Origin of the sequence: Prochlorococcus sp. MIT 1011 (assembly GCF_047305235.1) — a bacterium.
Classification (GTDB): Bacteria; Cyanobacteriota; Cyanobacteriia; order PCC-6307; family Cyanobiaceae; genus Prochlorococcus_B.
This window is the reverse complement of sequence record NZ_CP138983.1, coordinates 1,582,291-1,606,013: the sequence shown is the minus strand read 5'-3', so window position 1 is coordinate 1,606,013 and position 23,723 is coordinate 1,582,291. Positions and strand designations below refer to the sequence as shown.

General features: G+C 33.5%; 27 protein-coding genes and 1 tRNA gene. 13 read left to right on the top strand and 15 right to left on the bottom strand.

The features are described from left to right. Positions 1 to 15: 15 nt before the first annotated feature. Complete coding sequence (locus SIB75_RS09640) at positions 16 to 627, bottom strand: DUF3177 family protein (RefSeq protein ID WP_413683077.1); 612 nt, start codon at positions 625 to 627, stop codon at positions 16 to 18. A gap of 247 nt (positions 628 to 874) precedes the next feature. On the opposite strand from SIB75_RS09640, the gene trmB reads away from it, so the two are divergent. Both trmB and SIB75_RS09630 read left to right on the top strand, forming a co-directional pair. Further along, on the top strand, positions 875 to 1,519 hold the full coding sequence (gene trmB / locus SIB75_RS09635; protein WP_413683075.1) for a tRNA (guanosine(46)-N7)-methyltransferase TrmB: 645 nt from the start codon (positions 875 to 877) through the stop codon (positions 1,517 to 1,519). Positions 1,520 to 1,601: 82 nt separating this feature from the next. Further along, the gene (locus SIB75_RS09630) at positions 1,602 to 2,177 is read left to right on the top strand and encodes a thioredoxin domain-containing protein (protein WP_413683074.1); all 576 of its coding nucleotides are present in this window, start codon (positions 1,602 to 1,604) and stop codon (positions 2,175 to 2,177) included. Here SIB75_RS09630 and thyX read toward each other — a convergent pair. The 3 genes from thyX to SIB75_RS09615 are packed head-to-tail and all read right to left on the bottom strand — an operon-like array spanning position 2,174 to position 4,005. After that, positions 2,174 to 2,812 (bottom strand): FAD-dependent thymidylate synthase, encoded by a 639-nt coding sequence (thyX, locus tag SIB75_RS09625; protein ID WP_413683073.1) that lies wholly within the window; start codon positions 2,810 to 2,812, stop codon positions 2,174 to 2,176. The two genes, SIB75_RS09630 and thyX, sit on opposite strands and share 4 nt — an antisense overlap. A gap of 2 nt (positions 2,813 to 2,814) precedes the next feature. Further along, positions 2,815 to 3,408, bottom strand: coding sequence for a dCTP deaminase (dcd, locus tag SIB75_RS09620; RefSeq protein WP_413389744.1), 594 nt, complete (start codon positions 3,406 to 3,408; stop codon positions 2,815 to 2,817). 6 nt (positions 3,409 to 3,414) lie between these two features. Next, positions 3,415 to 4,005, bottom strand: a complete 591-nt coding sequence (locus SIB75_RS09615; protein WP_413683071.1) for a cob(I)yrinic acid a,c-diamide adenosyltransferase — start codon at positions 4,003 to 4,005, stop codon at positions 3,415 to 3,417. Positions 4,006 to 4,309: 304 nt separating this feature from the next. On the opposite strand from SIB75_RS09615, the gene ntcA reads away from it, so the two are divergent. From ntcA to SIB75_RS09600, 3 genes are read left to right on the top strand one after another with little or no spacing between them, the layout of a single operon-like run. Continuing rightward, entirely contained in the window at positions 4,310 to 5,041 is a 732-nt protein-coding gene (gene ntcA / locus SIB75_RS09610) for a global nitrogen regulator NtcA (RefSeq protein WP_413683070.1), read from the top strand. 51 nt (positions 5,042 to 5,092) lie between these two features. Continuing rightward, entirely contained in the window at positions 5,093 to 6,019 is a 927-nt protein-coding gene (locus SIB75_RS09605; protein ID WP_413683068.1) for a DUF3084 domain-containing protein, read from the top strand. Next, on the top strand, positions 6,020 to 6,457 hold the full coding sequence (locus SIB75_RS09600) for a hypothetical protein (RefSeq protein WP_413683066.1): 438 nt from the start codon (positions 6,020 to 6,022) through the stop codon (positions 6,455 to 6,457). Here SIB75_RS09600 and SIB75_RS09595 read toward each other — a convergent pair. From SIB75_RS09595 to psbH, 4 genes are all read right to left on the bottom strand, one after another. After that, positions 6,441 to 6,698: a DUF3146 family protein gene (locus tag SIB75_RS09595; RefSeq protein ID WP_413683065.1), complete on the bottom strand. Its 258-nt coding sequence runs from the start codon at positions 6,696 to 6,698 to the stop codon at positions 6,441 to 6,443. The two genes, SIB75_RS09600 and SIB75_RS09595, sit on opposite strands and share 17 nt — an antisense overlap. Continuing rightward, a complete protein-coding gene (gene pth, locus SIB75_RS09590) occupies positions 6,691 to 7,320 on the bottom strand; it encodes an aminoacyl-tRNA hydrolase (RefSeq protein ID WP_413683064.1) in 630 nt (209 codons plus the stop codon). Before pth ends, SIB75_RS09595 begins: the two co-directional genes overlap by 8 nt. A gap of 63 nt (positions 7,321 to 7,383) precedes the next feature. Continuing rightward, a complete protein-coding gene (locus SIB75_RS09585) occupies positions 7,384 to 7,599 on the bottom strand; it encodes a TatA/E family twin arginine-targeting protein translocase (protein WP_413683062.1) in 216 nt (71 codons plus the stop codon). 33 nt (positions 7,600 to 7,632) lie between these two features. Continuing rightward, entirely contained in the window at positions 7,633 to 7,830 is a 198-nt protein-coding gene (gene psbH, locus SIB75_RS09580) for a photosystem II reaction center phosphoprotein PsbH (protein ID WP_011294251.1), read from the bottom strand. Between the two features lie 402 nt (positions 7,831 to 8,232). Between psbH and SIB75_RS09575 the strand changes: the two genes are divergently transcribed. Continuing rightward, the gene (locus tag SIB75_RS09575) at positions 8,233 to 8,361 is read left to right on the top strand and encodes a photosystem II reaction center protein I (protein WP_011294252.1); all 129 of its coding nucleotides are present in this window, start codon (positions 8,233 to 8,235) and stop codon (positions 8,359 to 8,361) included. Between the two features lie 80 nt (positions 8,362 to 8,441). Continuing rightward, positions 8,442 to 10,427, top strand: coding sequence for a DUF3769 domain-containing protein (locus SIB75_RS09570; RefSeq protein WP_413683060.1), 1,986 nt, complete (start codon positions 8,442 to 8,444; stop codon positions 10,425 to 10,427). Here SIB75_RS09570 and SIB75_RS09565 read toward each other — a convergent pair. The 5 genes from SIB75_RS09565 to SIB75_RS09545 form a co-directional block, all read right to left on the bottom strand. After that, positions 10,424 to 11,044 (bottom strand): 3-isopropylmalate dehydratase small subunit, encoded by a 621-nt coding sequence (locus SIB75_RS09565; protein ID WP_413683058.1) that lies wholly within the window; start codon positions 11,042 to 11,044, stop codon positions 10,424 to 10,426. The two genes, SIB75_RS09570 and SIB75_RS09565, sit on opposite strands and share 4 nt — an antisense overlap. 24 nt (positions 11,045 to 11,068) lie before the next feature. Continuing rightward, positions 11,069 to 12,478 carry a 3-isopropylmalate dehydratase large subunit gene (leuC, locus tag SIB75_RS09560; RefSeq protein ID WP_413683057.1) on the bottom strand — a complete coding sequence of 470 codons (1,410 nt, stop codon included), beginning with the start codon at positions 12,476 to 12,478 and terminating at the stop codon, positions 11,069 to 11,071. Positions 12,479 to 12,501: 23 nt separating this feature from the next. Beyond that, positions 12,502 to 13,794: a competence/damage-inducible protein A gene (locus SIB75_RS09555; protein WP_413683056.1), complete on the bottom strand. Its 1,293-nt coding sequence runs from the start codon at positions 13,792 to 13,794 to the stop codon at positions 12,502 to 12,504. Further along, positions 13,781 to 15,016: a serine hydroxymethyltransferase gene (glyA, locus tag SIB75_RS09550; protein ID WP_413684851.1), complete on the bottom strand. Its 1,236-nt coding sequence runs from the start codon at positions 15,014 to 15,016 to the stop codon at positions 13,781 to 13,783. The genes SIB75_RS09555 and glyA overlap by 14 nt, the downstream gene beginning before the upstream one ends. Positions 15,017 to 15,139: 123 nt before the next feature. Continuing rightward, positions 15,140 to 15,213: transfer RNA gene (locus tag SIB75_RS09545), tRNA-Arg, on the bottom strand. Positions 15,214 to 15,395: 182 nt separating this feature from the next. On the opposite strand from SIB75_RS09545, the gene SIB75_RS09540 reads away from it, so the two are divergent. Both SIB75_RS09540 and SIB75_RS09535 read left to right on the top strand, forming a co-directional pair. After that, complete coding sequence (locus tag SIB75_RS09540) at positions 15,396 to 15,692, top strand: DUF3181 family protein (RefSeq protein ID WP_413683055.1); 297 nt, start codon at positions 15,396 to 15,398, stop codon at positions 15,690 to 15,692. Between the two features lie 40 nt (positions 15,693 to 15,732). Next, positions 15,733 to 15,981, top strand: coding sequence for a cytochrome-c oxidase (locus tag SIB75_RS09535; RefSeq protein ID WP_413683054.1), 249 nt, complete (start codon positions 15,733 to 15,735; stop codon positions 15,979 to 15,981). Here the strand turns inward: SIB75_RS09535 and murJ are convergent. Continuing rightward, complete coding sequence (gene murJ, locus SIB75_RS09530; RefSeq protein WP_413683053.1) at positions 15,968 to 17,575, bottom strand: murein biosynthesis integral membrane protein MurJ; 1,608 nt, start codon at positions 17,573 to 17,575, stop codon at positions 15,968 to 15,970. The genes SIB75_RS09535 and murJ overlap by 14 nt on opposite strands. A 63-nt stretch (positions 17,576 to 17,638) precedes the next feature. Here murJ and sfsA point away from each other — a divergent pair, with 63 nt between their 5' ends. From sfsA to SIB75_RS09510, 4 genes are all read left to right on the top strand, one after another. Further along, on the top strand, positions 17,639 to 18,403 hold the full coding sequence (sfsA, locus tag SIB75_RS09525; protein WP_413683052.1) for a DNA/RNA nuclease SfsA: 765 nt from the start codon (positions 17,639 to 17,641) through the stop codon (positions 18,401 to 18,403). A gap of 263 nt (positions 18,404 to 18,666) precedes the next feature. Beyond that, a complete protein-coding gene (locus SIB75_RS09520; RefSeq protein ID WP_413683051.1) occupies positions 18,667 to 20,157 on the top strand; it encodes an ammonium transporter in 1,491 nt (496 codons plus the stop codon). Between the two features lie 119 nt (positions 20,158 to 20,276). Next, positions 20,277 to 21,482: a 4-hydroxy-3-methylbut-2-enyl diphosphate reductase gene (locus SIB75_RS09515; protein WP_413683050.1), complete on the top strand. Its 1,206-nt coding sequence runs from the start codon at positions 20,277 to 20,279 to the stop codon at positions 21,480 to 21,482. Between the two features lie 62 nt (positions 21,483 to 21,544). Continuing rightward, positions 21,545 to 22,078 carry a DoxX family protein gene (locus SIB75_RS09510; RefSeq protein WP_413389764.1) on the top strand — a complete coding sequence of 178 codons (534 nt, stop codon included), beginning with the start codon at positions 21,545 to 21,547 and terminating at the stop codon, positions 22,076 to 22,078. A 28-nt stretch (positions 22,079 to 22,106) separates the two neighbouring features. Here SIB75_RS09510 and purH read toward each other — a convergent pair whose 3' ends face one another. Next, positions 22,107 to 23,663 carry a bifunctional phosphoribosylaminoimidazolecarboxamide formyltransferase/IMP cyclohydrolase gene (purH, locus tag SIB75_RS09505; protein ID WP_413683049.1) on the bottom strand — a complete coding sequence of 519 codons (1,557 nt, stop codon included), beginning with the start codon at positions 23,661 to 23,663 and terminating at the stop codon, positions 22,107 to 22,109. Positions 23,664 to 23,723: the final 60 nt, after the last annotated feature.

The window sequence follows — 23,723 nt, the reverse complement described above, 5'->3', positions numbered from 1 at the left end:
TAAATTAATTATTATCTAAAACTTACCAGCGAAACGTCCATTTTTGGGAAATTGGATAATTAGCCACTGGAGTAGACCTATTAAATATAATATCAGAGCTAAATATGCAAAAAATGTAGCTAATGCCGTAGTCCAATTACCATCTAAAATAAATTTTATAATGATCTTTGTTGTAAGAAAAGAGTTGTATGGGATTTCTCTCCATGTAACACAATAGTTTCCATCTATTGAATTTAAACATCTCCAACTAAATATATGTAGTCCAGTATTTAAAATGCCCCAAAAAGATAAGGTCCAGCGCCAGATTCTTGTTGTTAATGAAATTGGGTTGTATATATACATCTCTTCAATCTCTTCATTCAGATCAACCCAAAACCAAATAGAAGATACCATTAGTATAGGTGAGATTAGTGAGATTAATTGGCCTAATTGGCTCTCACTACTAAGAAATAGAATATTTATGGCGTAAAGACTAGAAACTTTCCAATAAATTGATAAAAGGCGATCAATAGAGCTTGAATTGGAAATTTTTGACCAAATAAAAAGAAATAAAGGGAGCCCAAATGCGAAAGTGGCTGCAACTCGATATGAGAGCCAAACTAGAATTTGGAATTGAGGTTCAGTCAAGAAAATAATTTTATTCATCTGTATTATCAGACTTTATCTATTATTTTCATCTTTATTCCTAATTATTAAAGAGTTTTCTCTATATTCATAGAAAAAACGTAAGTCAAAAAATCAAATGTCTTCTAGATTTTTATTGATGATTAGAAATCTATAAATAATAAAGCTTATCTTCTTAAGATTTTCTTATGAAATTTTAAGTGAACTTGCTAGGATATCAATCTGATTTATTAACATCAGGTTTCATTTTGTGAGACAGCATGTAAATCCTCTAAGTCATTTTTTTCAGCTGCCTTTATCACTACCAAGTAAGTCTATTCTTTTCAAGAATCCTTATCATCCAATTCATTTAGATATCGGATCTGCTAAAGGTGAATTCCTCATGGAATTAGCAACAAGATATCCAAATTGGAATTTTCTAGGGCTTGAGATAAGAGAAGCTCTTGTTAGCTCATCTGAAAGAAAAAGAAAACAATTGGGATTGCAAAATTTAAGATTCTTATATTGCAATGTAAATATTAGCTTGGATGAATGGTTGTCAGATTTAGATATTGATCAATTAAAAAGAGTTTCGATTCAATTCCCAGATCCGTGGTTTAAACGAAAACATTACAAAAGGAGAGTTTTTACAAAAAGTCTTCTTACTTCATTTGCAAGATCTATGAGTAAGGATGGTGAATTATTTATTCAAAGCGATATATTGAAACTTATTGAATATATGTCTCATGTTATTGATGATAGTATTTATTTTGATAAAAAAGTTGTTAGGGGATTCAAATGGCTCAAGAAAAATCCTTATGAAGTATCTACAGATAGGGAATTATTCGTTCTCAACAAGAATTTACCAATATATAGAGCAATGTATATTAGAAATAGTGAACTATTCATAGATTAATTTAATTTATAATTAATTTAATTATATACTTTTTGAATTCAATGATTTTATATATAATTAGTACTAAGAATAATTAAATCTGATGATTGATACTACTAATGCAGGCAAAGACCTTAGTACTTTCCAAAAATATTTTTTGGTTTTTCTTAGTATTTGTCTTGTTATTGCGCTATTTTTTTTACGCAATGGTTTTAAAGCAAGCGAAATGCTTGATCAACTAGCAAAAGAATCCCTTTTACCTGAAAATGCTTTAACAAATGGAAAACCTACAGTTTTTGAATTTTATGCAGATTGGTGTGAAGTCTGTAAGGAAATGGCTCCTGAAATGATTGAGGCAAAAAAACAAAATGCCAATAAAATCGATATTGTTTTATTGAATGTTGATAATTCTAGATGGATTGATTTGATTGAAAAATATGATGTTAACGGTATTCCTAAGATGACTTTCTTTGATTCTAAAGGCGAATTTAAGGGCTTTTCATTAGGGGTGAAAAAATATAATGAACTTAATGAAATATTTCTTGCTTTAATTAATAATTCAGAATTACCTTCTTTCACTAAAGCATCAAATTCAAGTAATTTACCTTCAGTAAATTCCTCTAGCAGGGAAAGTTTTAACAATATTATTAAATCTGAAGCTCCTAGAAATCATAACTAATTTTGCCAATTTAAAGCTGAAGCAACTACTGGATATACTTGCGAAAAAATATTTTTACATTCTTGTGCAATATTCATATGTTCTTTTTGCGTCCCATGGCCAGTTCTTAGATTGATGTAATGAATCCAAGAACGACATGAACCTGTCATATAAATCCTAGTTGGTGTAGCAAGTGGAAGTACAAATCTCGCACATTCTTTTGCTATTCCAGCTTCAAGCATTTCTTCATAAAGTTTTTTATTTAGATTGAATTGACGTTTGATTTTCTCATTAAATTGATTAATAACTTCTTCTGATAAATCTGAAATAGAATTTTGTCTATTTTTATTATCTTGTCTTCTTAATTCTGGTATGGGTATTTCTCCTAATTGTCTGCTATCTGCATATCGTTGAGAGAATTCTTGAAAAGTAAATGACCGATGTCTTAATATTTGCGCGGCGATTCCTCTTGTGGTTTCTATTTGTAAAGTCATATAAGCTTGCTCAAATACACTCCAATGTTCATTTTTAATGCAATATCCCAATAATTTACTAAAATCATTGTTATCTTGATTTTTGGGATTGCTTACTCTAGCTATGTATGCCATGCTTTTCTCGGCATCTGGTGTTGAAGTTATTAATTGAACAAGACTCATATTTAAACTTTTGCTAGAGTTACTTTCTCTTGTTGATGTTGATATTTGCCTTGCCTATCACTATAAGTAGTTTCGCAAGGGTCACCTTCAAAAAACAGTAATTGACAGATTCCTTCATCTGCATAAATCCTGCAATCAGCACCAGAACTATTACTAAATTCAAGAGTTAGATGACCTTCCCAGCTTGCTTCTGCAGGGGTTGTATTGACAATTATTCCCAAGCGAGCGTAAGTGCTTTTACCAAGGCAAATAACAGTAATATTTGGCGGAACTTTCATTTTCTCTAATGCCACACCAAGACCATAAGAGTGGGCAGGTAAAATAAAGTATTTACCATCCTCATCTTCTTTTAAATCAGTAGATTCTAAATTTGCAGGATTAAATTTTTTTGGATTCATTACTGTTCCAGGAACATGTTTGAAAATCAAAAATTCTTTTGAAGAAAGACGCAAATCATATCCATACGATGAGCAACCAAAGCTTAAAACAGGTGATTTTTTTAATTCAGGTTCCAGATGTCTTATTAGTTTTTCCTGAAATGGTTCAAGCATTCCTAAAGAAGCCTGCTGTGAAATCCAAAGATCGTTCTTTAACATTTAATTTCAGCGTAATTCGGTAATTTGATCAGCCATCTCAATCACTTTAGAAGGGATTGATTGTCCTGTAAGAATGACATCTGTAGATGATGGGCGATTATTGATCATAGAAATCAAATCATTTTCTTCAATAAAACCTAGGTTAATTGCTACTCCAATCTCATCAAGCACGATCTTATCTAATCTTTTTTCAACTATACGTTTTTTACAAAATTCCCATAGTTCTTTAATGGCTTTCTCTTCAGATTTTTTCTTTAGGGACAAATTTTCTTCAGGGAACTCTCCTGGCAAGCAAGTTTCAATAGCTGGCCTCAGCCATTCTAATCGACCACAAAGATTGATTGCTCCATTTGGACCTTGATTAACTCCGCCTTTCAAAAATTGAGATATTAAGACTTTGCTTCCTAATCCAGCAGACCGTAAAGCCTCACTTAAAACAACTGAAAAACTACCTCTAAAAGGAGAGGTATGTATTTGTACTTGTCCTTGAGTTTTAACTAGTTGTAAAGGAGGCGTATGGGGAACTGCTCTAAGCGATGAGCCCATGGGCGGTGATAAATCCTTCCTTTGAGCATTAATGCTTGATCCTGCATTCATATCAAATTCGATCTTAATGACCTCTTCTTAACCTAGCGCTATAAAATTTCAAATCAACCAAGACAACACCATCTGTGGTGTATGAAAAAATTTTGGCGTCAAATATGTTTTAGACTTGAAGCGGTTTGAAGCAAGAGATGAAATTTTTTTAATAGTTTTCAATTTTATTTTAAGCTTATAGTATTAAAAGTTAGAATTTTTACAAAGAAAAGGGTTGAGTGGAGGATTAAGGCTGAAAAAAGTCTCTATGGCTACATATCGTTTTTTCACAACTACTTAATGTTCTCAGAACGATAAATTAAATATGGTCACTTCTTTTCGTGGCTTTACGCGTTTCAACCAACCCAAAAATAGCCAGATGGCTGTTAATTCATCATCATCTTTGCCTCCGAACCAAACTTTGTTGGACGTAATTAAGTCTCTTGATGGTGTTTCTACTGAAGTAGTAGATAGGTCAAAAACAATTTTCTTTCCTGGTGATCCTGCAGAAAGGGTTTATTTGATTAGGCGTGGTGCTGTTCGTTTAAGTAGGGTATATGAAACAGGTGAAGAAATTACAGTTGCTTTATTGAGAGAAAATAGTCTTTTTGGTGTTTTATCTTTATTGACAGGAAATAGATCAGATCGTTTTTATCATGCTGTTGCATTTACTCGTGTTGAGCTTGTATCGGCCCCAGCAACATCAGTAAGGAATGCAATTGAACAAGATGCTTCAGTTGGTTTGTTGCTTCTCCAAGGGTTATCAAGTCGAGTACTTCAAACCGAAACAATGATTGAAACGTTAACTCATAGAGATATGTCCTCTAGGCTTGCAAGTTTTTTGCTTGTTTTATGTAGAGACTTTGGTGTACCTGGGGAAAAGGGAGTAACAATTGACTTGAGACTTTCTCATCAAGCTATTGCTGAAGCAATAGGTTCAACCAGAGTCACTATTACACGACTACTAGGTGAGTTAAAAAGCTCGTCATTATTGGCAATAGATAGGAAAAAAATAACTATATTTGATCCAATAGCGTTAGCAAAAAGATTTAATTGAAGCCATTACATACTAAGGTTTAGGAGGTTTGATTAATTCTTCTTCCTCTCTGTGACTGTCTGGCTGAAAATTCTTTTAATATTAATCCTAGGTGGAATACTTTCTACTCTAGGAGATCGTTTAGGTTCTAAAGTTGGCAAGGCTCGTTTAAGTATTTTTAAATTAAGGCCAAAAAGTACAGCTGTTTTAATAACTGTTTTTACTGGAAGTATTATTAGTGCTATTTCATTTGCAACTATGATTGTATTTGATAGGGATTTAAGGATAGGACTATTTCAATTAGAGGATATTCGAGAAAAGATTATAGATAGTGAAAAAGAATTAAAAAAATTAGAAAAAAATCTATATGCTTTTAGAAGTGGAAATGTAGTAATAAGTAGTGGTCAAACTTTAGTTACTAAGACTGTTAAACTAAATAAAAATAGTGATATAAAAAAATTTATAGAAAGTATATTACAGAAGGCTAATCTTTATGCTTTTAACTTATTAAAAACAAATCAGTCTACTTATCGAAGAATATTATTAGTTCGTAAAGATGATATTGAGAAGCTTGAAAATAAAATAGCTGATAATAGGAGTTGGGTAGTTAGGATTAAATCAGCAGGAAATATACTTAGAGGTGAAAATTATGTTTATGCATTTCCTGAAGTCACATTAAATAAAATCATTACAAGAAAAGGAGAAGTTATTGCTCTAGAAAATATATCTTTATCTGATTCTGATGCTGAATCTATTAGTAAAAAGATTAATCTTTTAATTGCTTCAACTTTGGCTGAGGTAAGGCGTCGAGGATCGTTAAGTTCTGAGTTGCAAGTTAATGCTAATCAAATTAATAATTTAGGAAAATATCTAGTTAATCAAAAAAAAGGGGATTTCCAAATTATTGCTAGGGCTGTTGATAATAATCAAAGTGCAGATAAAGTCTCAGTATCATTAGAGCTGAAATCTTTAGAAGGAATTATAAAAAAGAAGAATTAAATGAGTTTTTATATATCAATAGATCCAGGTAAAAAAAAATGTGGCTTATTATTGGCTAATATTCAATCCGGAAAAGTAATTGAGGCAGGCATAGCTTCGTTGAATAAATGTTATGAATTAGTTTCTTTTTGGAATGAAAATTATAATATTAGCAAGATCATCATTGGTGATGGAACTAATTGTAAATTTATAAAGAATGAATTGAAACGAAAAAATCTTTTTAATATAAATTATGTTAATGAGAAAGGATCAACTTTAAGAGCAAGGTTTAGATATTGGGAAATTTGGCCACCAAATTATTTTATTCGTTGGCTTCCAAAAGAAATCCTTTTTCCTCCTGAAAATCTTGATGCAATTGTCGCATTGATTTTATTGGAAGATTTTTTAAAAATTTCATTGAATTGGCCAGATAAAGTAGATATTAAAATTTGGCCCTAACTGTAAAAATGTAATCTCCACCAGACTCAAGTTTATAATCAGCTTTGACTAAATAGCGTTCTAGGGCATCTTTTATTAGTGCTCTTCCAAGTGGAGGTTCTACAAAAAGTTGTCCTTGGTGAAAAGCCCAAATAAAATTCCACTCGAAATTACCAGCACGGACAATCCCTTCAACTTTCTTTTGATTAAAGCATTGCTTATGAATCTGAAGATAAGCAGTAGTTGAGGGTCTGTTATCCATTTTCATAAAGTGATGAAATTTCAGGCTTGTAAGAGTTCAGTCGAGTAGTTGTGTTTTGCCAATTATTAGATGTGACTGAATCAAGACAACTAATAATTTCCTGAATAATCAAATTTAATACTGTAAATTCTTCTTTTGAAAATCGGCCTAAAACGTGAGAGAGAGTCTTAGATTTCCTGTCTTTATGAAGTTCACTTGGCGGACCTATCCCAATCTTTAATCGCTTAAACTCATCAGTACCCAAATGATTGATAATGCTTTTTAATCCGTTATGACCTCCTGAGCTCCCCCTAGAGCGGACTCTTATTTTCCCCAGAGGTAGATCCATATCATCGACTAGGACGATTAATTGATGATTTTCAAAATTAAACCAATCTTTTGCTGATCTTACTGATTTTCCACTTTCATTCATGTATGTATTAGGCATTAGAAGCCTTGTCTTTTCGATACCTGTTCCATATTCACAAGTCCAACCAAAGAGCTTTTTGTTCTCACGAAAACTGCAATTATTTTTTTTTGAAATTTCTTCTAAAACCATAAATCCAACATTATGACGGGTTTTATGGTATTCAGCTCCTGGATTGCCCAAGCCAACTAATAATTTCAAGTCATTGCACAACATACGAAATGGACAGAATCGTTGTTGATTCTAAAAGTTAAATATATCTATTTAGTTTTGGAGAAACTAATTTTCTTTCTCCAAAATGTCATCATTTGAAGATTCTTCTTCTGTCATGGCATTTTTGATTTCACGTTCAAATTCAGTAGAGGCGCTCTGAAGACCTTTTAGAGTTTTTCCAATAGTTCTTCCTAGCTCAGGAAGACGTTTTGGACCAAAAATAACAAGTGCTAATCCAGCAATAACCGCTATTTCAGGTAAACCAACCCCAAAAATATTCATTTGCGAAACTCAACTAATCAGAATTTAATCAATTTAGCCATTCCAGTCGACGGAAAAACCTTGTAAAAGAAGAGACTGGTTATAAATTTGGAGCATAATCACAAGAAAAACTAGAAGTAAAACTCCTATAAAAGCCATTACGGGTACCGCGCCCCATCCTGGTACAACTTTTCCTTGTCCAGAATTGCCAATGGATTTAAGCAAAGATCCAAGTGCTGTTTTTTGTCCCATGTCGTTTCTCTTAGCTCAGATTTGTATGAGTCAAGATATTGTATGAGAACTTGTCCAAAAGAAGAAGAGACTGTAGAAACTTGTGATGGAATGACCTAAAAAAATATGATATTTGAGAAATATGATTTGAAAAAGCTGAAAAAAGCTGAAAAAAGCTGAAAAAAGCTGAAAAAAGCTGAAAATGAGAAAAATTACAAAAACAGGAAAGTTAAAGATGCGAGAAATTCGAATAAGAAAAAATTGATCTTTCTTTCTAGATTCCTTGCATATATTGACTTCCCTAGACTTCTTGGTGATTAAAATTTTTTCCTATTTCCAAAAGTCTGTAACACCTTTGGTTTTTTCATTGGAGTTATTGACTTCATAGGATAGGTTTAACATCTAATTACTTGGTTAGGTTTCATGCTTGCCCTCAAGATTTCCGTATATACGGTCGTCTTTTTCTTTGTTGGGATCTTTTTATTTGGCTTCTTGGCAAGTGATCCAACAAGGACTCCCAATAGAAAGGATTTGGAAAGTCCTCAGGATTAAAAATGACACGCTAATTACTGGACTAAAAAAGCTCCTGTAATTTCTTTTTTCAGTATTATCTCTTCGTCGGATTAACTCATTTGACGGCGAAGAGAAATTTTTTATTTATTGTAAACCTTGGATTGTTAGGGTTTACGACATTTGCGTCCTTTTTTGAGATTGCTATTGGGAAAGATAATATTGTCGAAAATTTATATGTTGATACTTCTAAAAACTCACTTATAGAAAAATTAAAATTAGAACAAAAAGAAAATATATTTCTAACTCTTAAGATTTTTGCAGATAATCAATATGATTATGATCAAGATATTTATCTGGCTCAGGGTAATGTTAAGGCTTTGGTAAATGGCTGGATATTAAGATCTGACATATTAAGTTATCATAAATCAACTGGTATTTTATCTGCTGAGGGTAATATTAGATTTAGTAAAGGAGGACAGTATTTTAGAGGTAAGGAGTTTGAATATAATTTATTAAAGAAAGAAGGAATTATTGAAGATGTATATGGGATATTAGATATTAAAAATATTTTAGATGATTTTAAAATTGATACAATTTCGAATAAAATTATACCTGAAAAGAGATCTAAGAAGAAAGAGAACAATACTTATATTGATGGAATAGAATTTTCTTTTGGAAATGTTAAATTACCAAAAAATAAAATCACTAGATCTGATAAATCAACAGGTTCAATTAACCAATGGAGATTTAAATCTGATTTAATAAATATAAATGAGGATGGATGGGAATCTAGTAGAATTAATTTTACTAATGATCCATTTGATCCTCATCAAATTGCTTTTGAGGGGATAGATGTTATTGCAGAAGAAGACGATGAAGGTAAATTACTTATTACTTCTTCTAAGACTAATTTAATTCTTGAGAATAGAACGAAAATTTTTATTGGTAAAAGAATATTTAAAGATAAGAAAAAAAAGAGAAAATTTAGTTTAATTTTTGATAATAAAGATCGTGATGGATTAGTCTTAATTAGAAGAAGTGATAAAACAAAAATTAATAATAATTTGGAATTAGACTTGCAACCTCAGTTTCTAATTAGCAGATCTCTTTTAGATAAAACATATAGTTACGATAGTCAGAAAATTAAAGAAGGTAAAGCAATTAATCTATCTGATGTTTTTGGTTTGATTATAAAAGTAAATGCAACTTATAAAGATTGGAATTTTGATAGTAAAAATGATTTAAGCACACTAAATACTAAAAGATTTTTTAGTGGTTTAAGACATTCATCCTCTTTAAGAAAGTATTTTAAAATTCCTATTCTAGATGATTCAAGTTTTAATGTTTTTACTACATATAGATCTAGAGCTTGGAATGGAACAATAGGAGAAACAGAGATTAAATCTTCTTATGGAGGGTTTGTTCAAAAGACTTATTCTTTTGAAGCACTTGAAGGTCAACAAAATTTAAATATTCGATTTGGAACTGCTAAATATGAAGCAGAAAAACTTAAAAATACTAAATTAATTAGCCTTTGGCGTTCTAGTTTTTTTGCTTCTTTAGATAGTGAATATCAAATTTGGAATAGTAATAGTAAAAAACTTTATCAAAAGAGTGATATACTTTTTTCTCCTATTTTAATTAATCCTGAATTAGTTTTAAGAACTAATATTAATACAGCATTTTTTAAATATGAAGATGGAAGCGATCAGGGCTTTCTTAAAATTAGTTTTGGCCCTGAAATTAGATTAGGGAGATTGGAGCGGAATTTTTTTGATTATACAAAACTTTTTATCATGCCAGGTTATAAAATTAAAGTTGGTAATAGTCCATTTAAGTTTGATAATGCGATTGATTTGAAAACTTTAAATATAGGTTTTATGCAACAAATATACGGACCTATAATGTTCGATATTACTTCTAACTTAAATATTGATAATAGTTCAGAAAATTATGGAGAATATTATGATACGAAGTTAGGACTTCTATGTCATAAAAGAGCCTATGAATTTGGTATTTACTATCAACCTAACAATGATGCAGGAGGAATATATTTTCGTTTAAATGGATTTGAATTTGGTAATTCTGTAAACACATTATTTTAGATGTTTAATTTGAAATTATTTAGATAAGGCAGATTATTAAATGTTTTGTTTATTTTTTCTTCTTCATCTAGTAGTTGAGATGTCGCATCCCATTTGCCTGAATAAAGCATATTGTAGGGCCCTTGATCAAGATTAAGTTTGAAAGTTTCTTTTTGATTAGAAATGGATAGGTTCTTAATATTAAAATTCCAAATTTGATGGTTAGTTTTTTCAACTAGGTTTTGCAATTTAACTATTTTTTCTTTTGAGGCTGTTAGACAAGGTATCCCGAGAGCTAAACAATTACCAAAGAAAATTTCAGCAAAGCTTTCTCCAATAATTAATCTTATACCCCATCTCATAAGAGCCTGAGGTGCATGCTCACGACTTGAACCACAGCCAAAATTGTCATTAACAACAAGGATATTGGCTCCTTTATTGTGATCAAGATCAAATGGGTGATTACCATTTAGTTCTTTCCTATCATCAGCAAAGACTTGTTCTCCTAAAGCAGAAAAACTTACACATTTGAGAAATCTTGCAGGGATTATTCTGTCGGTATCAATATCGTCGCCTCTAATTGTAAAGCTACGGCCTTGTATTGATTTGATTTCACCTTTTGGGAATTCTTGTTTCATCTTTCAATAAGTTTATGTTTAGTTTTACTTTTGCAGGAAATTTCTTACATCTGTAACCTTCCCATTTATTGCAGCAGCAGCAACCATGGCAGGGCTCATTAATAAGGTTCTCCCATTTGCAGAGCCTTGCCTTCCTTTGAAGTTTCTATTACTCGAACTAGCGCTTATTTGTGATCCCTCAAGTTTGTCTGGGTTCATTGCCAGACACATTGAGCAACCTGGTTCTCGCCATTCAAAACCTGCTTTGAGAAATATTTTATCTATTCCTTTTTCTTTCGCCTCCTTCGCGACTTTTTGAGAACCAGGAACGACAAATGCTCTAATGCCTGTTGCGACTGAATGACCTTGAACAATTTTAGATGCCTCTTGGAGATCACTTAATCTTCCATTGGTACAGCTACCTATAAAGCAAACATCAATTGATTTTCCCTCTATGGGTTCATCTGGTTTTAGATTCATGTATTTGCATGCGTCTTTAGCGATTTGTTGCTCATTTTGGGGAAGCAACTCAGGGTTTGGAATTGTTTCTTTGATTGAAATTCCTTGCCCAGGAGTTATACCCCAAGTAATAGTGGGATCTATTGATGATCCATCTAATTGAATCTCATCGTCGAATGTAGCTTTTGAGTCACTAGCTAAACTTTTCCACCAAGAAACAGCTTTATCCCATTCTGGACCTTTGGGCGCGTGTTCTTTTCCTTTGATATATCTAAAAGTAGTTTCATCCGGGTTGATATAACCGCATCTTGCACCGCCTTCAATAGCCATATTGCATATAGTCATTCTCCCCTCCATTGATAGTTTTTCTATTGCAGGCCCAGCAAATTCATATGCAAATCCAACTCCTCCTTTAACGCCAAGCTGACGAATGATATGAAGAATTAGGTCCTTTGCATAGACTCCCTTTTGTAATGAGCCATCTACCCATATTCTTCTTACTTTTAATTTGTTCATTGCCAAACTTTGACTGGCTAAAACATCTCGAACTTGACTAGTTCCAATACCAAATGCGATTGCTCCAAATGCTCCATGAGTTGAGGTATGTGAATCTCCGCAAGCTACTGTCATCCCAGGCTGGGTTAAACCTAATTCTGGAGCCATAACATGAACAACACCTTGAGAATCACTTCCAATTCCATGAAATTTTATCCCATGAGTTTTGCAGTTATTTTCTAAAGTAACCAACATTTCTTCCGCAAGCGGATCACTAAAAGGACGTTGCTGATTTGAGGTTGGGACTATATGGTCAACTGTTGCGACAGTGAGATTAGGAAACTTGACTCCAAGATTCTTTTCATTAAGAGCCGAAAAAGCTTGAGGACTCGTAACTTCGTGAATTAAATGAAGGCCAATAAAAAGTTGAGTTGATCCCCCAGGTAGCTCTTTTACCTGATGGAAGTTCCAAACTTTGTCGTAGAGGGTTCCAGAACTCAACTTTCAAATCCAATAGTTAGGACTTAATTTTCCATAATTATAGATAAACGTAATCTATCAAGAGCATTTAAAACGCTTAATTTTTGAATATCTTCTCTTGTCTTATTAGATCCAAATCTTTCTTCCCATGTAATAAGGGTTTTCGGACCCTTAATACAAAAATTGACTAAGCCAACTGGTTTTAATTTGCTTCCCCCAGTGGGCCCTGCAATTCCACTGACAGAGATAGCCCAGCTAGCTTTGAATTTTTTTTGGACGCCTTTCGCCATTGCTTCAACAACTTGCTTTGAGACTGCACCATGGGTATTAATTATTTCCTCAGGGACTTCTAATATGTCCTGTTTTATTGAATTGTTATATGCGATGACGCCTCCATAAAAAATTTTTGAAGATCCAGGAATTTTTGTCAGTTTAGAACCTATTCCACCTCCAGTGCATGATTCTGCAACTGCAATTGTTTCTTTTCTGCTAAGTAATAATTTAATTACTACTTCTTCAAGAGTTGTATTGTCTACACCAAAGCATTTTAATCCAGTTAATTTAGTTAATTCTTTTTCTATAGGTTTTATAGATCTATTAGTTTCTTCTAAACTCTCTCCTTTGGCTGTGATTCGTATCTTTACCTCCCCCGTGCTTGCATAAGTTGCGACAGTAGGATTGTTTGCTTTGAGCAAATGTGGAATTTTATCCGCTAGTAATGATTCACTTATGCCCGCAAAATGTAAAACTTTGCTAGAAATAATTTTTTTTGAGAAATTATTATTAATTAACCAGTTTGAAGCTTCTTTTCTCCACATTTCTTTTAATTCACTTGGAACTCCAGGGAAAGTTATTATTGTAAAATTATCTTTAGGGCTCCAAATAATCCCAGGTGCTGTGCCTGAGTAATTGTTTATAATTTTAGCCCCTTTTGGCAGTAATGATTGCTTCTTTTGACTTTCAGATAATTTACTATACTTATTTTTCATTTTGTTTTTTAAGTCCATTAAAATATTATTTCTTTGTTGAAGCGGTGTATTAAAAGCATCAGCAATTATCTTTGTTGTAATATCATCTGGTGTTGGTCCAAGACCACCAGTCGTTATTAGGATTTGAGATCGATTAGATGACTCCAGTATTGCTTCTTTTAATCTTGCAGGGTTATCTCCAATAACGGTTTGTCTAAAATGTGGAATACCTAAAATTGCTAATTGCTCTGCTATCCATTGCGAATTAGTGTTAACAATATTTCCAAGAAGAATTTCACTGCCAATGCATAATATCTCTGCTCCAAATTGATTCTTTTTGTCTATATTAATTTCTTTAGATGTTTTCACTATATAAAGGAAATTTGTTGCAAAGTTCAGATACTTTTTTGATTGATTTTTCCTTTATATCTTCATCGTTAGGGTTAAGCAATCTATCGGCAATTATATTCCCAACATCCTCAAAGGCTTGTTCATCAAAACCTCTAGTCGTAAGGGCTGCTGAACCTAGTCTCAGCCCACTAGTAACAAACGGGGACTCTGGGTCAAAAGGTACAGTATTTTTGTTCGCTGTTATTTTGATATCACTAACCAACTGATCAGCAATTTTACCGGTCATACCTATGCTTCTAAGGTCAAGAAGAACTATATGATTATCAGTCCCTTTACTTACAATTGAAATACCTCTTTTTTGTAATTGATTGGAAAGAACTTGTGCATTTGAGATTACTCTTTGGCTGTAGATCTTGAATTCGGATTCGGAAGCTTCTTTGAATGCAACAGCCTTAGCTGCTATTACATGTTCCAAAGGACCTCCTTGAGTGCCTGGAAATACTGCCTTATCAAGCTTTTTGCCAAGCTCTTCATCCTTTGAGAGGATTAGTCCTCCCCTTGGGCCTCTAAGGGTTTTGTGAGTGGTTGTTGTAACTACATCACAATATGGTATTGGGTTTGGGTGCAGACCACTTGCAACTAAACCTGCGATATGTGCAATATCAGCTAATAAATAAGCGTTTACCTCATCAGCTATTGATCTAAAAGCCTGAAAGTTAATTTTCCGAGGATAAGCAGAGAATCCACAAATAATTAGTTTGGGTTGATTTTCAATTGCTTTTTTTCTAATTGCCTCCATATCAAGCATTTCGGTTCTTTGATCAACTTCGTAGTGGCATGTCTTAAACCACTTACCACTGACATTTACAGGTGAACCATGTGTGAGGTGTCCTCCATGAGATAGGTCCATTCCCATGATTGTGTCACCAGGCTTTAGAAGGCTTAAGAAAACTGCAAAGTTAGCTTGTGCTCCACTATGAGGTTGGACATTTGCCCAGTTGGCACCAAAAAGATTTTTTGCTCTTTCTATTGCTAACTGTTCAATTTCATCGATATGCTCACATCCACCGTAATAACGTTTTTTGGGGAGACCTTCAGCGTATTTATTTGTCAGGACTGATCCCTGGGCTTCCATTACAGCCTTTGAGGCAAAATTCTCGCTTGCAATAAGTTCTAAATGAGTTTCTTGTCTTGATAATTCTTTGTTTATTAACTTTGCAATATTTGGATCACATTCCAACAAAGAAGATTTAATAGTCACTTTATTCCTTTATTTATGATGTGATGGTAAGCATATGTTTAGTCTAATTAGGGAAAACTTTCTCTTATTTTCTGTTTATTTAAGGATTTACATATTTTTAAACGCGCCTGGAGAGATTCGAACTCCCGACCCTCTGATCCGTAGTCAGATGCTCTAATCCGCTGAGCTACAGGCGCACAAAAAAACAATATCAGATTATCTCCCAAACAATAGAAAAATATGTTTGGATCTATGCCTAAAAAATTATTGAAATTTGATTGTGAAAGCTAAAAAGTTGGTTTCTTATTAATTTTTTCAATTTGAGATAGCAACAAATTTCTATCTAAGGTCATTAATAATAGAAAAAACCTATCTTTTTATGTCCACGTCTATTGATTCATCTCAAATTAATGAGCTAGCAGCTTCAGTAGCTGAAAGATTATTTATTCAAGTTGGAAGTTGGAACCTTTATCTAGGAGATGCTGGTCTTGCGAAGGATTTAGCTATTGAATGTCAGGCTTACTTTGAACAAGGTGCAAATGTTGCAGCTAGAAAAGGTCTTGAAGCGATTCAAGTAAAACTTGGCGGAGGTAAAACTACATTGCCATTGTCAAGATTAATTCCACCAAATCAATTTTTTGACCTTGAGGAGATTTTAGAACCCTATTGCGGATAAGATTTGATTAATTGCTTCCTTACTCTTGCTAATCATTCAGGTGACTAATGCTAGAGAGGTTGTAAGACAGCGAATTGGTCGCCTGGGTGAGAGACTTATAGGAAAAATTGCTGATGCTGATGCACAGGTTGAAAAGGAATTAATGAAAGAGATGGAAATAGCTTTTCAAGAGTTTGGTATTGAGGCAAGAATTCTCTCAGTCAGTGGAGTGAAAACTGATGAAATGAACTGTTTAGAAATCCCACTTAAAGTCAGATCAGAAAAAGATGTTTTTCTTAAAGACGAATAAATTTCTCTTTTAAAAACTTATTTAATCTATCAATATCATCAACTTTAAGAATAATTGCTAGACAATAGAATATAATAAGACTAATTCCAGATGACAGTGTAATTTTAAATAGTAAATTAAAGAAAGTATAGGGTAAATATATTGTTTTAAAAATAAAAAATGAGATGATACCAGTAATCAAACCAATTAAAATAATTCTAAGATTTTGATATAGTATTATTGATAATTTTAGGTTATCTAGTTTATTGTTTAACTTTAATAGTAAAAGTATTACAGCAAAGAAATTGACAAATGTAGTTGAATATACTAAACCATTTACTCCTAAGTTGATTGGAGATAGTTCCCCCCATGGACTAGTTCCTCCTATTAAAAACCAGTCAAAAAATAAATTTAATAATATTGCTATAATTGATATTTTAAAAGGTGTTTTTGAATCTTCAATACCATAATATACTCTAACTAATAGATCTCTTACTAAATAAAAAGGCATACCTATTCCATATGCAATCAATAGTTGACTTACAACATCTATAGCATTTTGATTAAATGAACCTCTGCCATAGACTAATATTACTATTGGAGCAGATAATGAAACAAATATCGAACCTAGAAATACCATCGAAGAAGAGGAAATAATTAATCCTTGATGGATTTTTTTTATTAATTTAAAATGATTTTCTCGAGCTTTTAAGCTTACAAAAACAGGTAATAATGGAATTAAAATAGAATTTGATATTATTCCAAGAGGAGCTTGAACTAAAAAGTTTGCATAACTTAGAGCAGCTGCAGCTCCAACTATTTTCGATGCAAAGAATAAATCTGTAAGAACATTTATTTGCATCATTCCTGAAGAAAGTGAAGCAGGGGCTATCATTCTCCAGGCTCTTTTTAGTTCTGAATAATTTGTTTGGATTGAAAAACTTATAGTAAATATTCCTTTTTTAATTAAAAAAGGTATTTGAATTAAATATTGAGATAGCGCTCCTATAAATGTTGCCTTTGCAAGAATTACTCCTCCCCTCAAATCTAATTCATATATATCAGCTGAACTTTCTTTATTTATCCAAAAATTAGATACAGAAATTATAATTATTAGACTTGAAAGTAATGGAGATATAGACGGGATTAAAAATTCTTTTTTTGCATTTAGAGATCCAAAACCCACGCCTATTATTCCAGATAAGAAGATAATTGGAGACATAATTTTTAATTGATAAGATGCTATCTCTTTGATCTCAGGGGTTAAGCTCGGTCCAACTAAATTAATCAATAAATCTGATGAAAAGAAAATAAAAAAACTTATCGTTAATAGAGTTAAAGATAAAATATTATTGATTGAACTTATAAATAATTTACTTTCAACTTTGTTTTTATCTGCCAATAGTGTAACCATTGAGTTATGCAATGGCCCATTAAGACCTCCTAAAAGAACTAAGAAAAATCCAGGTATAATATAAGCATAGTTATATGCATCATATGCAGCACTAATTCCGAAAGCACCAGCAATAACTAATTGCCTTGCCATCCCTCCAAGCTTGCTTAATAAAGTTCCTAAGCTTACTACAAAAGCAATTTCTTTGATTGATTTAAGCATGTTAGATTTAAAAAAAAAGAGCTTTCATTTTTCTAGAATATTTTTAGTTCTTGTTTTAATTAAGTGATTGAGATTGGTGCAACCATTATTGAGTTCCCCCCTCTTGTAGAGGGAATCTTAATTAAGAGATATAAAAGATTTTTGGCTGATGTTGAGTTGGTTAATGGTGAAATTGTTACCGCTCATTGTGCAAATACAGGACCAATGAAAGGGGTTCTTTGGCCTGGTGGTCGAGTCAGGCTTAAGTACTCTCCTTCTCCTAAACGTAAATTAGATTGGTCTTGGGAGCAAGCTGAGGTGCCAAGTCATAATGAACTGAAGAGATGCTGGGTTGGTATAAATACATCTTTACCTAATAAATTGATCAGGAATTTGATTGAGGCGAATGTTTTAGAGAAGCAATTTGGTTTAATTGCCAATATCAAGCCTGAAGTTAAATATGGTTTAGAAGGTAAAAGTCGAATTGATTTATTACTTAAACCAGAAACAAGCAACTCAGATAATAGAAATATTTATATAGAGGTTAAAAATACAACTTGGTGCGACAAAACTTTGGCTTTGTTCCCCGACACAGTAACTACAAGAGGTCAAAAACATTTAAGGGAGCTAATGAGTATTTGTACTAATTCAAGAGCGGTATTAATTCCTTGCATAAGTAGAAGCGATATGGAAATTTTTGCACCTTGTGATTTAGCAGATCCTTTGTATGGTCAATTATTTAGAGAGGCAATATCTTTGGGCGTAGAGGTTATTCCATGTGCATTTGGTTTCTTTTCAGACCACATAACTTGGGAAGGTGTTAAGCCCTTTCAGCTTGCCCAAAAATAGAATATCCAGAACAAACAACTTGGTAGATCTATTTTTGCTATTTGAGCTAGTTTTTTATTTTGATATTTAATCCTGGGATCTAAATAAATTTAAAAAGTTAATCAATTTGCACAAAAAATGTGTAAATAAGAACATATCTGCAGTACCAAACTCTTTTTTTGTAACAACACCTACATCTTTTAAGTATCAGTTGCATTCATATTAATAACTGTATAAATTTTGGATTAACTATCCATTTCTTTTTTTCGAAGTAAGCATCATTTATGACCACTGCTTTGCAATCGCCACCAAGGCGAAATACTTCTCGTCTTCAAGACGCAAGTCTTCTGAACGGGCCAATGCTTCTTCTAAGAAGTATTAAAGGTTTTAGAAGAAGTCAATCTTGGGCATGGCTAGCGTCTATCCCATTGGCACTTTTAGGATTAGGTGTATTCACTTTCTCTGCAAGAGCTGAGGTTGCGCTTTCAGATTTAACTGGACCTCAAGCTGCTTCATTCTTGGCAGATAACCTTTGGTTATTTATTGCCACAATCCTCGTTATTTTTATGAACGCAGGATTTGCAATGGTTGAAGCTGGTATGTGTCGCCAAAAAAATGCGGTAAACATACTAGCTAAAAACTTATTTGTATTTGCTCTTGCTGTTACTGCCTATTGGGTCATTGGATATTCCCTAATGTATGGCGGTTCAGTAATTGATGGATGGCTTTATTTCCAGGGCTTATTTGTTGATCCTGATCCTTCAGGTGCATTAGAGTGTGCAGCTGCTGGTGATACTGGCTGTCTTGTTCCTGCAGTTGATTTCCTTTTCCAATCTGCTTTTGCTGGTACTGCTGCAACCATCGTTTCTGGATTGGTTGCTGAGAGAGTCAAATTTGGTGAATTTGTAGTTTTCTCTGTAGTTTTAACTGCTTTCATCTACCCAATTGCAGGAAGTTGGCAGTGGAATGGTGGTTGGCTTGCTGAACTTGGCTTTATTGATTTCGCTGGTTCATCTATTGTCCACTCGGTTGGTGGATGGGCAGGCCTTGTTGGTGCAATGCTTCTTGGACCTCGTATTGGCAAGTTTGTAGATGGCAAAGCTCAAGCTATGCCCGGTCACAATATGGCTATTGCGACTTTAGGAGCATTGATACTTTGGATTGGTTGGTATGGATTCAACCCTGGCTCTGAGTTGGCTATGGATCAATACGTTGCTTACGTTGCTGTAACAACAACTTTGGCAGCAGCTGGTGGTGCAATCGCGGCTACAGTTTTATCTACAATTACCTCTGGTAAACCTGATTTAACCATGATCATCAATGGTATCCTTGCTGGATTAGTAAGTATCACTGCTGGTTGCGGCAATATGACTTTTGCTGGATCTTGGCTTGCTGGGGCAGTAGGGGGATTAATTGTTGTAGTTGCAGTAGCTGCTTTGGATTCAGCAGGTATCGATGATCCAGTTGGTGCTTTCTCAGTTCACGGTGTTTGTGGCGTTTGGGGAACTATTGTTATCGGCCTTTGGGGCGTTGATGGCATGGATCCAGGTGCTGCAGGAATTGGTCTTCTAAATGGAGGAGGAATTAACCAATTCTTCATTCAAGCTCTAGGTGCAGCTGCTTATGGTATCTGGACTGTTGTTACATGCTGGATTGCTTGGCAAATTATTGGTGGCTTCTTTGGAGGTATCAGGGTTAGCGAAGCAGAAGAGACACAGGGTCTTGATATTGGCGAGCATGGAATGGAGGCTTATCCTGACTTTGCTTCTAGCTAGTTTCCTTGTTTAATTGTCTTAAATTAAATCTAAAAAAGCCCGGAATATATCCGGGCTTTTTTAGTGTGGTTTAATAGTGATGAGATTCCTATCAATTTGTTTTTTACTATTTAATTGAAATGGATACTCAAGCCTTTAAGCAAACGCTTCATAAATCCGATCGTTATAATCGAAGAGGATTTGGCTCTGCAAATAAAAGAGCTCAAGCCCTTGCTGAAGCTTATCAAAGTGGGTTGATTGGATCTATTAGAGAAAATGGAAATCTTTTAGAGCATGGAAGACTAAAAGTTAAACTCGCAGAAGCTTTTGGATTTTGTTGGGGAGTAGAAAGATCAGTGGCAATGGCTTACGAGACAAGGAAACATTATCCAAATGAAAGAATATGGATCACTAATGAAATTATTCATAACCCATCTGTGAATGATCATTTAAGGAAAATGAATGTTCTTTTTATTGCGGAGGAGAAAGGGGTTAAAGATTTTTCAGGAGTAAAAGATGGAGATGTTGTAATTCTTCCTGCATTTGGAGCAACAGTGCAAGATATGCAGCTCTTACACGATCGAGGTTGTCATATCATTGATACAACTTGCCCATGGGTTTCAAAAGTTTGGCATACAGTTGAAAAACATAAAAAACATACTTTTACATCAATTATTCATGGCAAATATAAGCATGAAGAAACTTTAGCAACCAGCTCTTTTGCGGGGACTTATCTTGTCCTATTTGACCTTGAAGAGGCTAATTATGTTGCTGATTATATTTTAGGTAAGGGAAATAGAGAAGATTTCTTAAAGCGGTTTTCAAAAGCCTCTTCAGCAGGGTTTGACCCTGATAAGGATCTGCAAAAAGTTGGAGTAGCTAATCAGACCACAATGTTAAAAAGCGAAACTGAGGAAATAGGAAGATTGTTTGAGAAAACAATGTTGAAAAGATTTGGTCCTGCGGAATTGAACGAACATTTTCTCGCTATTAATACCATTTGTGATGCTACCGAAGAAAGACAAGGAGCAATGTTTTCTCTTGTTGATGAACCTCTTGATCTTATGGTCGTAATTGGTGGATTCAATTCTTCTAATACAACTCATCTGCAAGAAATTGCAATTAGTAGAGGGATTCGTTCATTTCATATTGATACTCCAGAGCGAATTGGTGACGAGACGAATACCATTACTCATATGCCTCTCGAGGGAGGAGAATTGCTAACTGAGAAAACTTTTCTTCAAAAGGGAAATATTAGTGTAGGCATTACTTCTGGAGCTTCAACTCCTGACCGTGTAGTTGAACATGTTATTCACAAGCTAATGAAATTAAGCGAAAATTTTTGATAAGAAAAAAACACAATTTTGTCCCAATCTCTCGTAGGATAGTTAACAGTTTTTAGTAGAAGATGACTCAAGCAAACAAATCTAATCTTAAAGATCCTGATTCTCAAAAGGTTGAAGTCGTTGTTCAAAGCCCTGAAGGGGAAGTAAATATTTTTGGAGAACTGTCAATATTAGTTCTTAGAGTTAGTTTTAGTTTGTTGATGGTTCATCACGGTTTGGAAAAACTAAATGATCCAGGTGGATTTGCTGAATTTGTTGTAGGTAAATACTTTAGTTTTCTTCCTGGAGACCCTGTGATTTGGACTTATATGGCTGCAGTAACACAAATAATTTGTCCAATTGGATTAGCAACTGGAGTATTGGCAAGATTATCCTCCTTGGGTCTACTATCAACAATGGTATTTGCTTTGTATTTCCATTTTATAGATACTGGCTTAGAAGGATTTCCTTTCGCGGTTGTAGAGAATCACAATTACATATTTGAATTGTCTGCTATTTATGCAGCAATATCATTTTATTTCCTATGCGCTGGTCCTGGCAGACTATCACTTTTTAGAAAGTCAAATAAAATAACTTATTATCCAAAAGGAACATAATTAAAATTATTAATTTTAAAGTTAAATATCAATGTAAAAAGTGTCTTTTACCTGTTATTACCATTTTTATACCTAATTCATCGCAAGCTTTAATTGAATCTTCATCTCTAATACTTCCTCCTGGTTGAATAATGGAACTAATACCGTAATCAGCTGCCATTTTTACAGTATCATCGAATGGGAAAAACCCATCACTAGCCAAGACTGCTCCTTTTGATTTACTACCAGAATACTCTAATGCAAGCTTGGCAGAACCTATTCTGTTCATTTGGCCTGCACCAATTCCTAGAGTTTGTTGATTAGATGCAACAGCTATTGCATTAGAACGTATATGTTTTACAACTTTCCATGCGAAGGATAAGTCATTTAGTTCTTCTTTGGTTGGGATTAGTTTGGTAACATTTTTCCACTCTTTTTGATCTATACTTGGTTCATCTAAATCCTGAATTAATAAACCCCCAAGTATGCTTCTAATATGATGTTTAGGTGCTTTTTTAATTGATTCAGCTTTTAATTCTAAGAGCCTTAGATTTTTCTTTTTTGAGAGTATCTCTTTGGCATTGTTATCAAAATATGGTGCAACAATGCATTCAATAAATATATCTTCAAGTTCTTTTGCTGCCGCTTCATCAACAGGACAATTGATAGCAACAATTCCACCAAAGGCACTGATTCTATCGCCATCTAATGCTCTTTTTATAGCTAAATATGGAGAATCTCCAATAGCAACACCACAAGGATTTGTATGTTTTATTACTACTGCTGCTTTTTGATATGAATCATTCTTAATAGTGTTTTCATATCCAAATTCACGGAGAGTAGATAATGCAGCTTCTAGGTCTATAAGATTATTTGTACTTAATTCTTTTCCTTGTAATTGATTAACACCACTCCATCCTTTTTCAGGCTCTCCATACCATGAGGCTTTTTGATGTGGATTCTCTCCGTACCTAAGTTTTTGTTTTAATGGTAAGCCTTGTAACCAAGATCCTTTTTGGGAAGAGATATTTTTAGCAATCCATTTACTTATTGTTAGATCGTAGATAGCAGTATGCTCAAAAGCTTGTTGTGAATATTTTTTTCTTAAGTCTGTAGTTATTTTTTTTGATTTATAAGCATCTATTAGTTCTGAGTATTGACTTGGATTGGTTACTACAAGAACATCTTGGTGGTTTTTTGCTGCTGCTCTGATCATTGTGGGACCACCAATATCAATATTCTCTATGGCCTCTTCCCATGAAACATTTTCTTTTGAAATAGTTTGTTCAAAAGGATATAAGTTAACAACCACCAAATCTATTGGATTGATGTTTTGTTCATTTAAATCATCCCAGTGAGTTTGTTTATCTCTTCTTGCCAATATTCCTCCATGAATTTTTGGGTTTAATGTTTTCACTCTCCCTCCCAGTATTTCTGGAAATCCTGTGTAATCTGCAACTCGTGTGACAGGAATATTCTCTCTCTCAATTAACTTTGCAGTCCCTCCACTTGAAATGATTTTGAACCCCAATTCATTAACTAATGCTTTAGCTAAAGGAATTAAACCAGTTTTGTCTGAGACACTTAGCAGAGCTATAGGTGACATCTTTATTGTTTGAAATCTATTCTCCTCGATAACCTACGCATCAAAGAAGGATATTGCATT

Coding starts and splice junctions, on each gene's coding strand:
- SIB75_RS09520 (WP_413683051.1), top strand. CDS start 18,667: ATGACCACTGCTTTGCAATCGCCACCAAGGCGAAATACTTCTCGTCTT.
- pth (WP_413683064.1), bottom strand. CDS start 7,320: ATGTTGTGCAATGACTTGAAATTATTAGTTGGCTTGGGCAATCCAGGA.
- thyX (WP_413683073.1), bottom strand. CDS start 2,812: ATGAGTCTTGTTCAATTAATAACTTCAACACCAGATGCCGAGAAAAGC.
- SIB75_RS09615 (WP_413683071.1), bottom strand. CDS start 4,005: ATGAATGCAGGATCAAGCATTAATGCTCAAAGGAAGGATTTATCACCG.
- SIB75_RS09585 (WP_413683062.1), bottom strand. CDS start 7,599: ATGAATATTTTTGGGGTTGGTTTACCTGAAATAGCGGTTATTGCTGGA.
- SIB75_RS09630 (WP_413683074.1), top strand. CDS start 1,602: ATGATTGATACTACTAATGCAGGCAAAGACCTTAGTACTTTCCAAAAA.
- dcd (WP_413389744.1), bottom strand. CDS start 3,408: ATGTTAAAGAACGATCTTTGGATTTCACAGCAGGCTTCTTTAGGAATG.
- ntcA (WP_413683070.1), top strand. CDS start 4,310: ATGGTCACTTCTTTTCGTGGCTTTACGCGTTTCAACCAACCCAAAAAT.
- purH (WP_413683049.1), bottom strand. CDS start 23,663: ATGTCACCTATAGCTCTGCTAAGTGTCTCAGACAAAACTGGTTTAATT.
- SIB75_RS09595 (WP_413683065.1), bottom strand. CDS start 6,698: ATGGATAACAGACCCTCAACTACTGCTTATCTTCAGATTCATAAGCAA.
- SIB75_RS09565 (WP_413683058.1), bottom strand. CDS start 11,044: ATGAAACAAGAATTCCCAAAAGGTGAAATCAAATCAATACAAGGCCGT.
- SIB75_RS09540 (WP_413683055.1), top strand. CDS start 15,396: ATGTCCACGTCTATTGATTCATCTCAAATTAATGAGCTAGCAGCTTCA.
- murJ (WP_413683053.1), bottom strand. CDS start 17,575: ATGCTTAAATCAATCAAAGAAATTGCTTTTGTAGTAAGCTTAGGAACT.
- SIB75_RS09600 (WP_413683066.1), top strand. CDS start 6,020: ATGAGTTTTTATATATCAATAGATCCAGGTAAAAAAAAATGTGGCTTA.
- psbH (WP_011294251.1), bottom strand. CDS start 7,830: ATGGGACAAAAAACAGCACTTGGATCTTTGCTTAAATCCATTGGCAAT.
- SIB75_RS09510 (WP_413389764.1), top strand. CDS start 21,545: ATGACTCAAGCAAACAAATCTAATCTTAAAGATCCTGATTCTCAAAAG.
- SIB75_RS09515 (WP_413683050.1), top strand. CDS start 20,277: ATGGATACTCAAGCCTTTAAGCAAACGCTTCATAAATCCGATCGTTAT.
- SIB75_RS09575 (WP_011294252.1), top strand. CDS start 8,233: ATGCTTGCCCTCAAGATTTCCGTATATACGGTCGTCTTTTTCTTTGTT.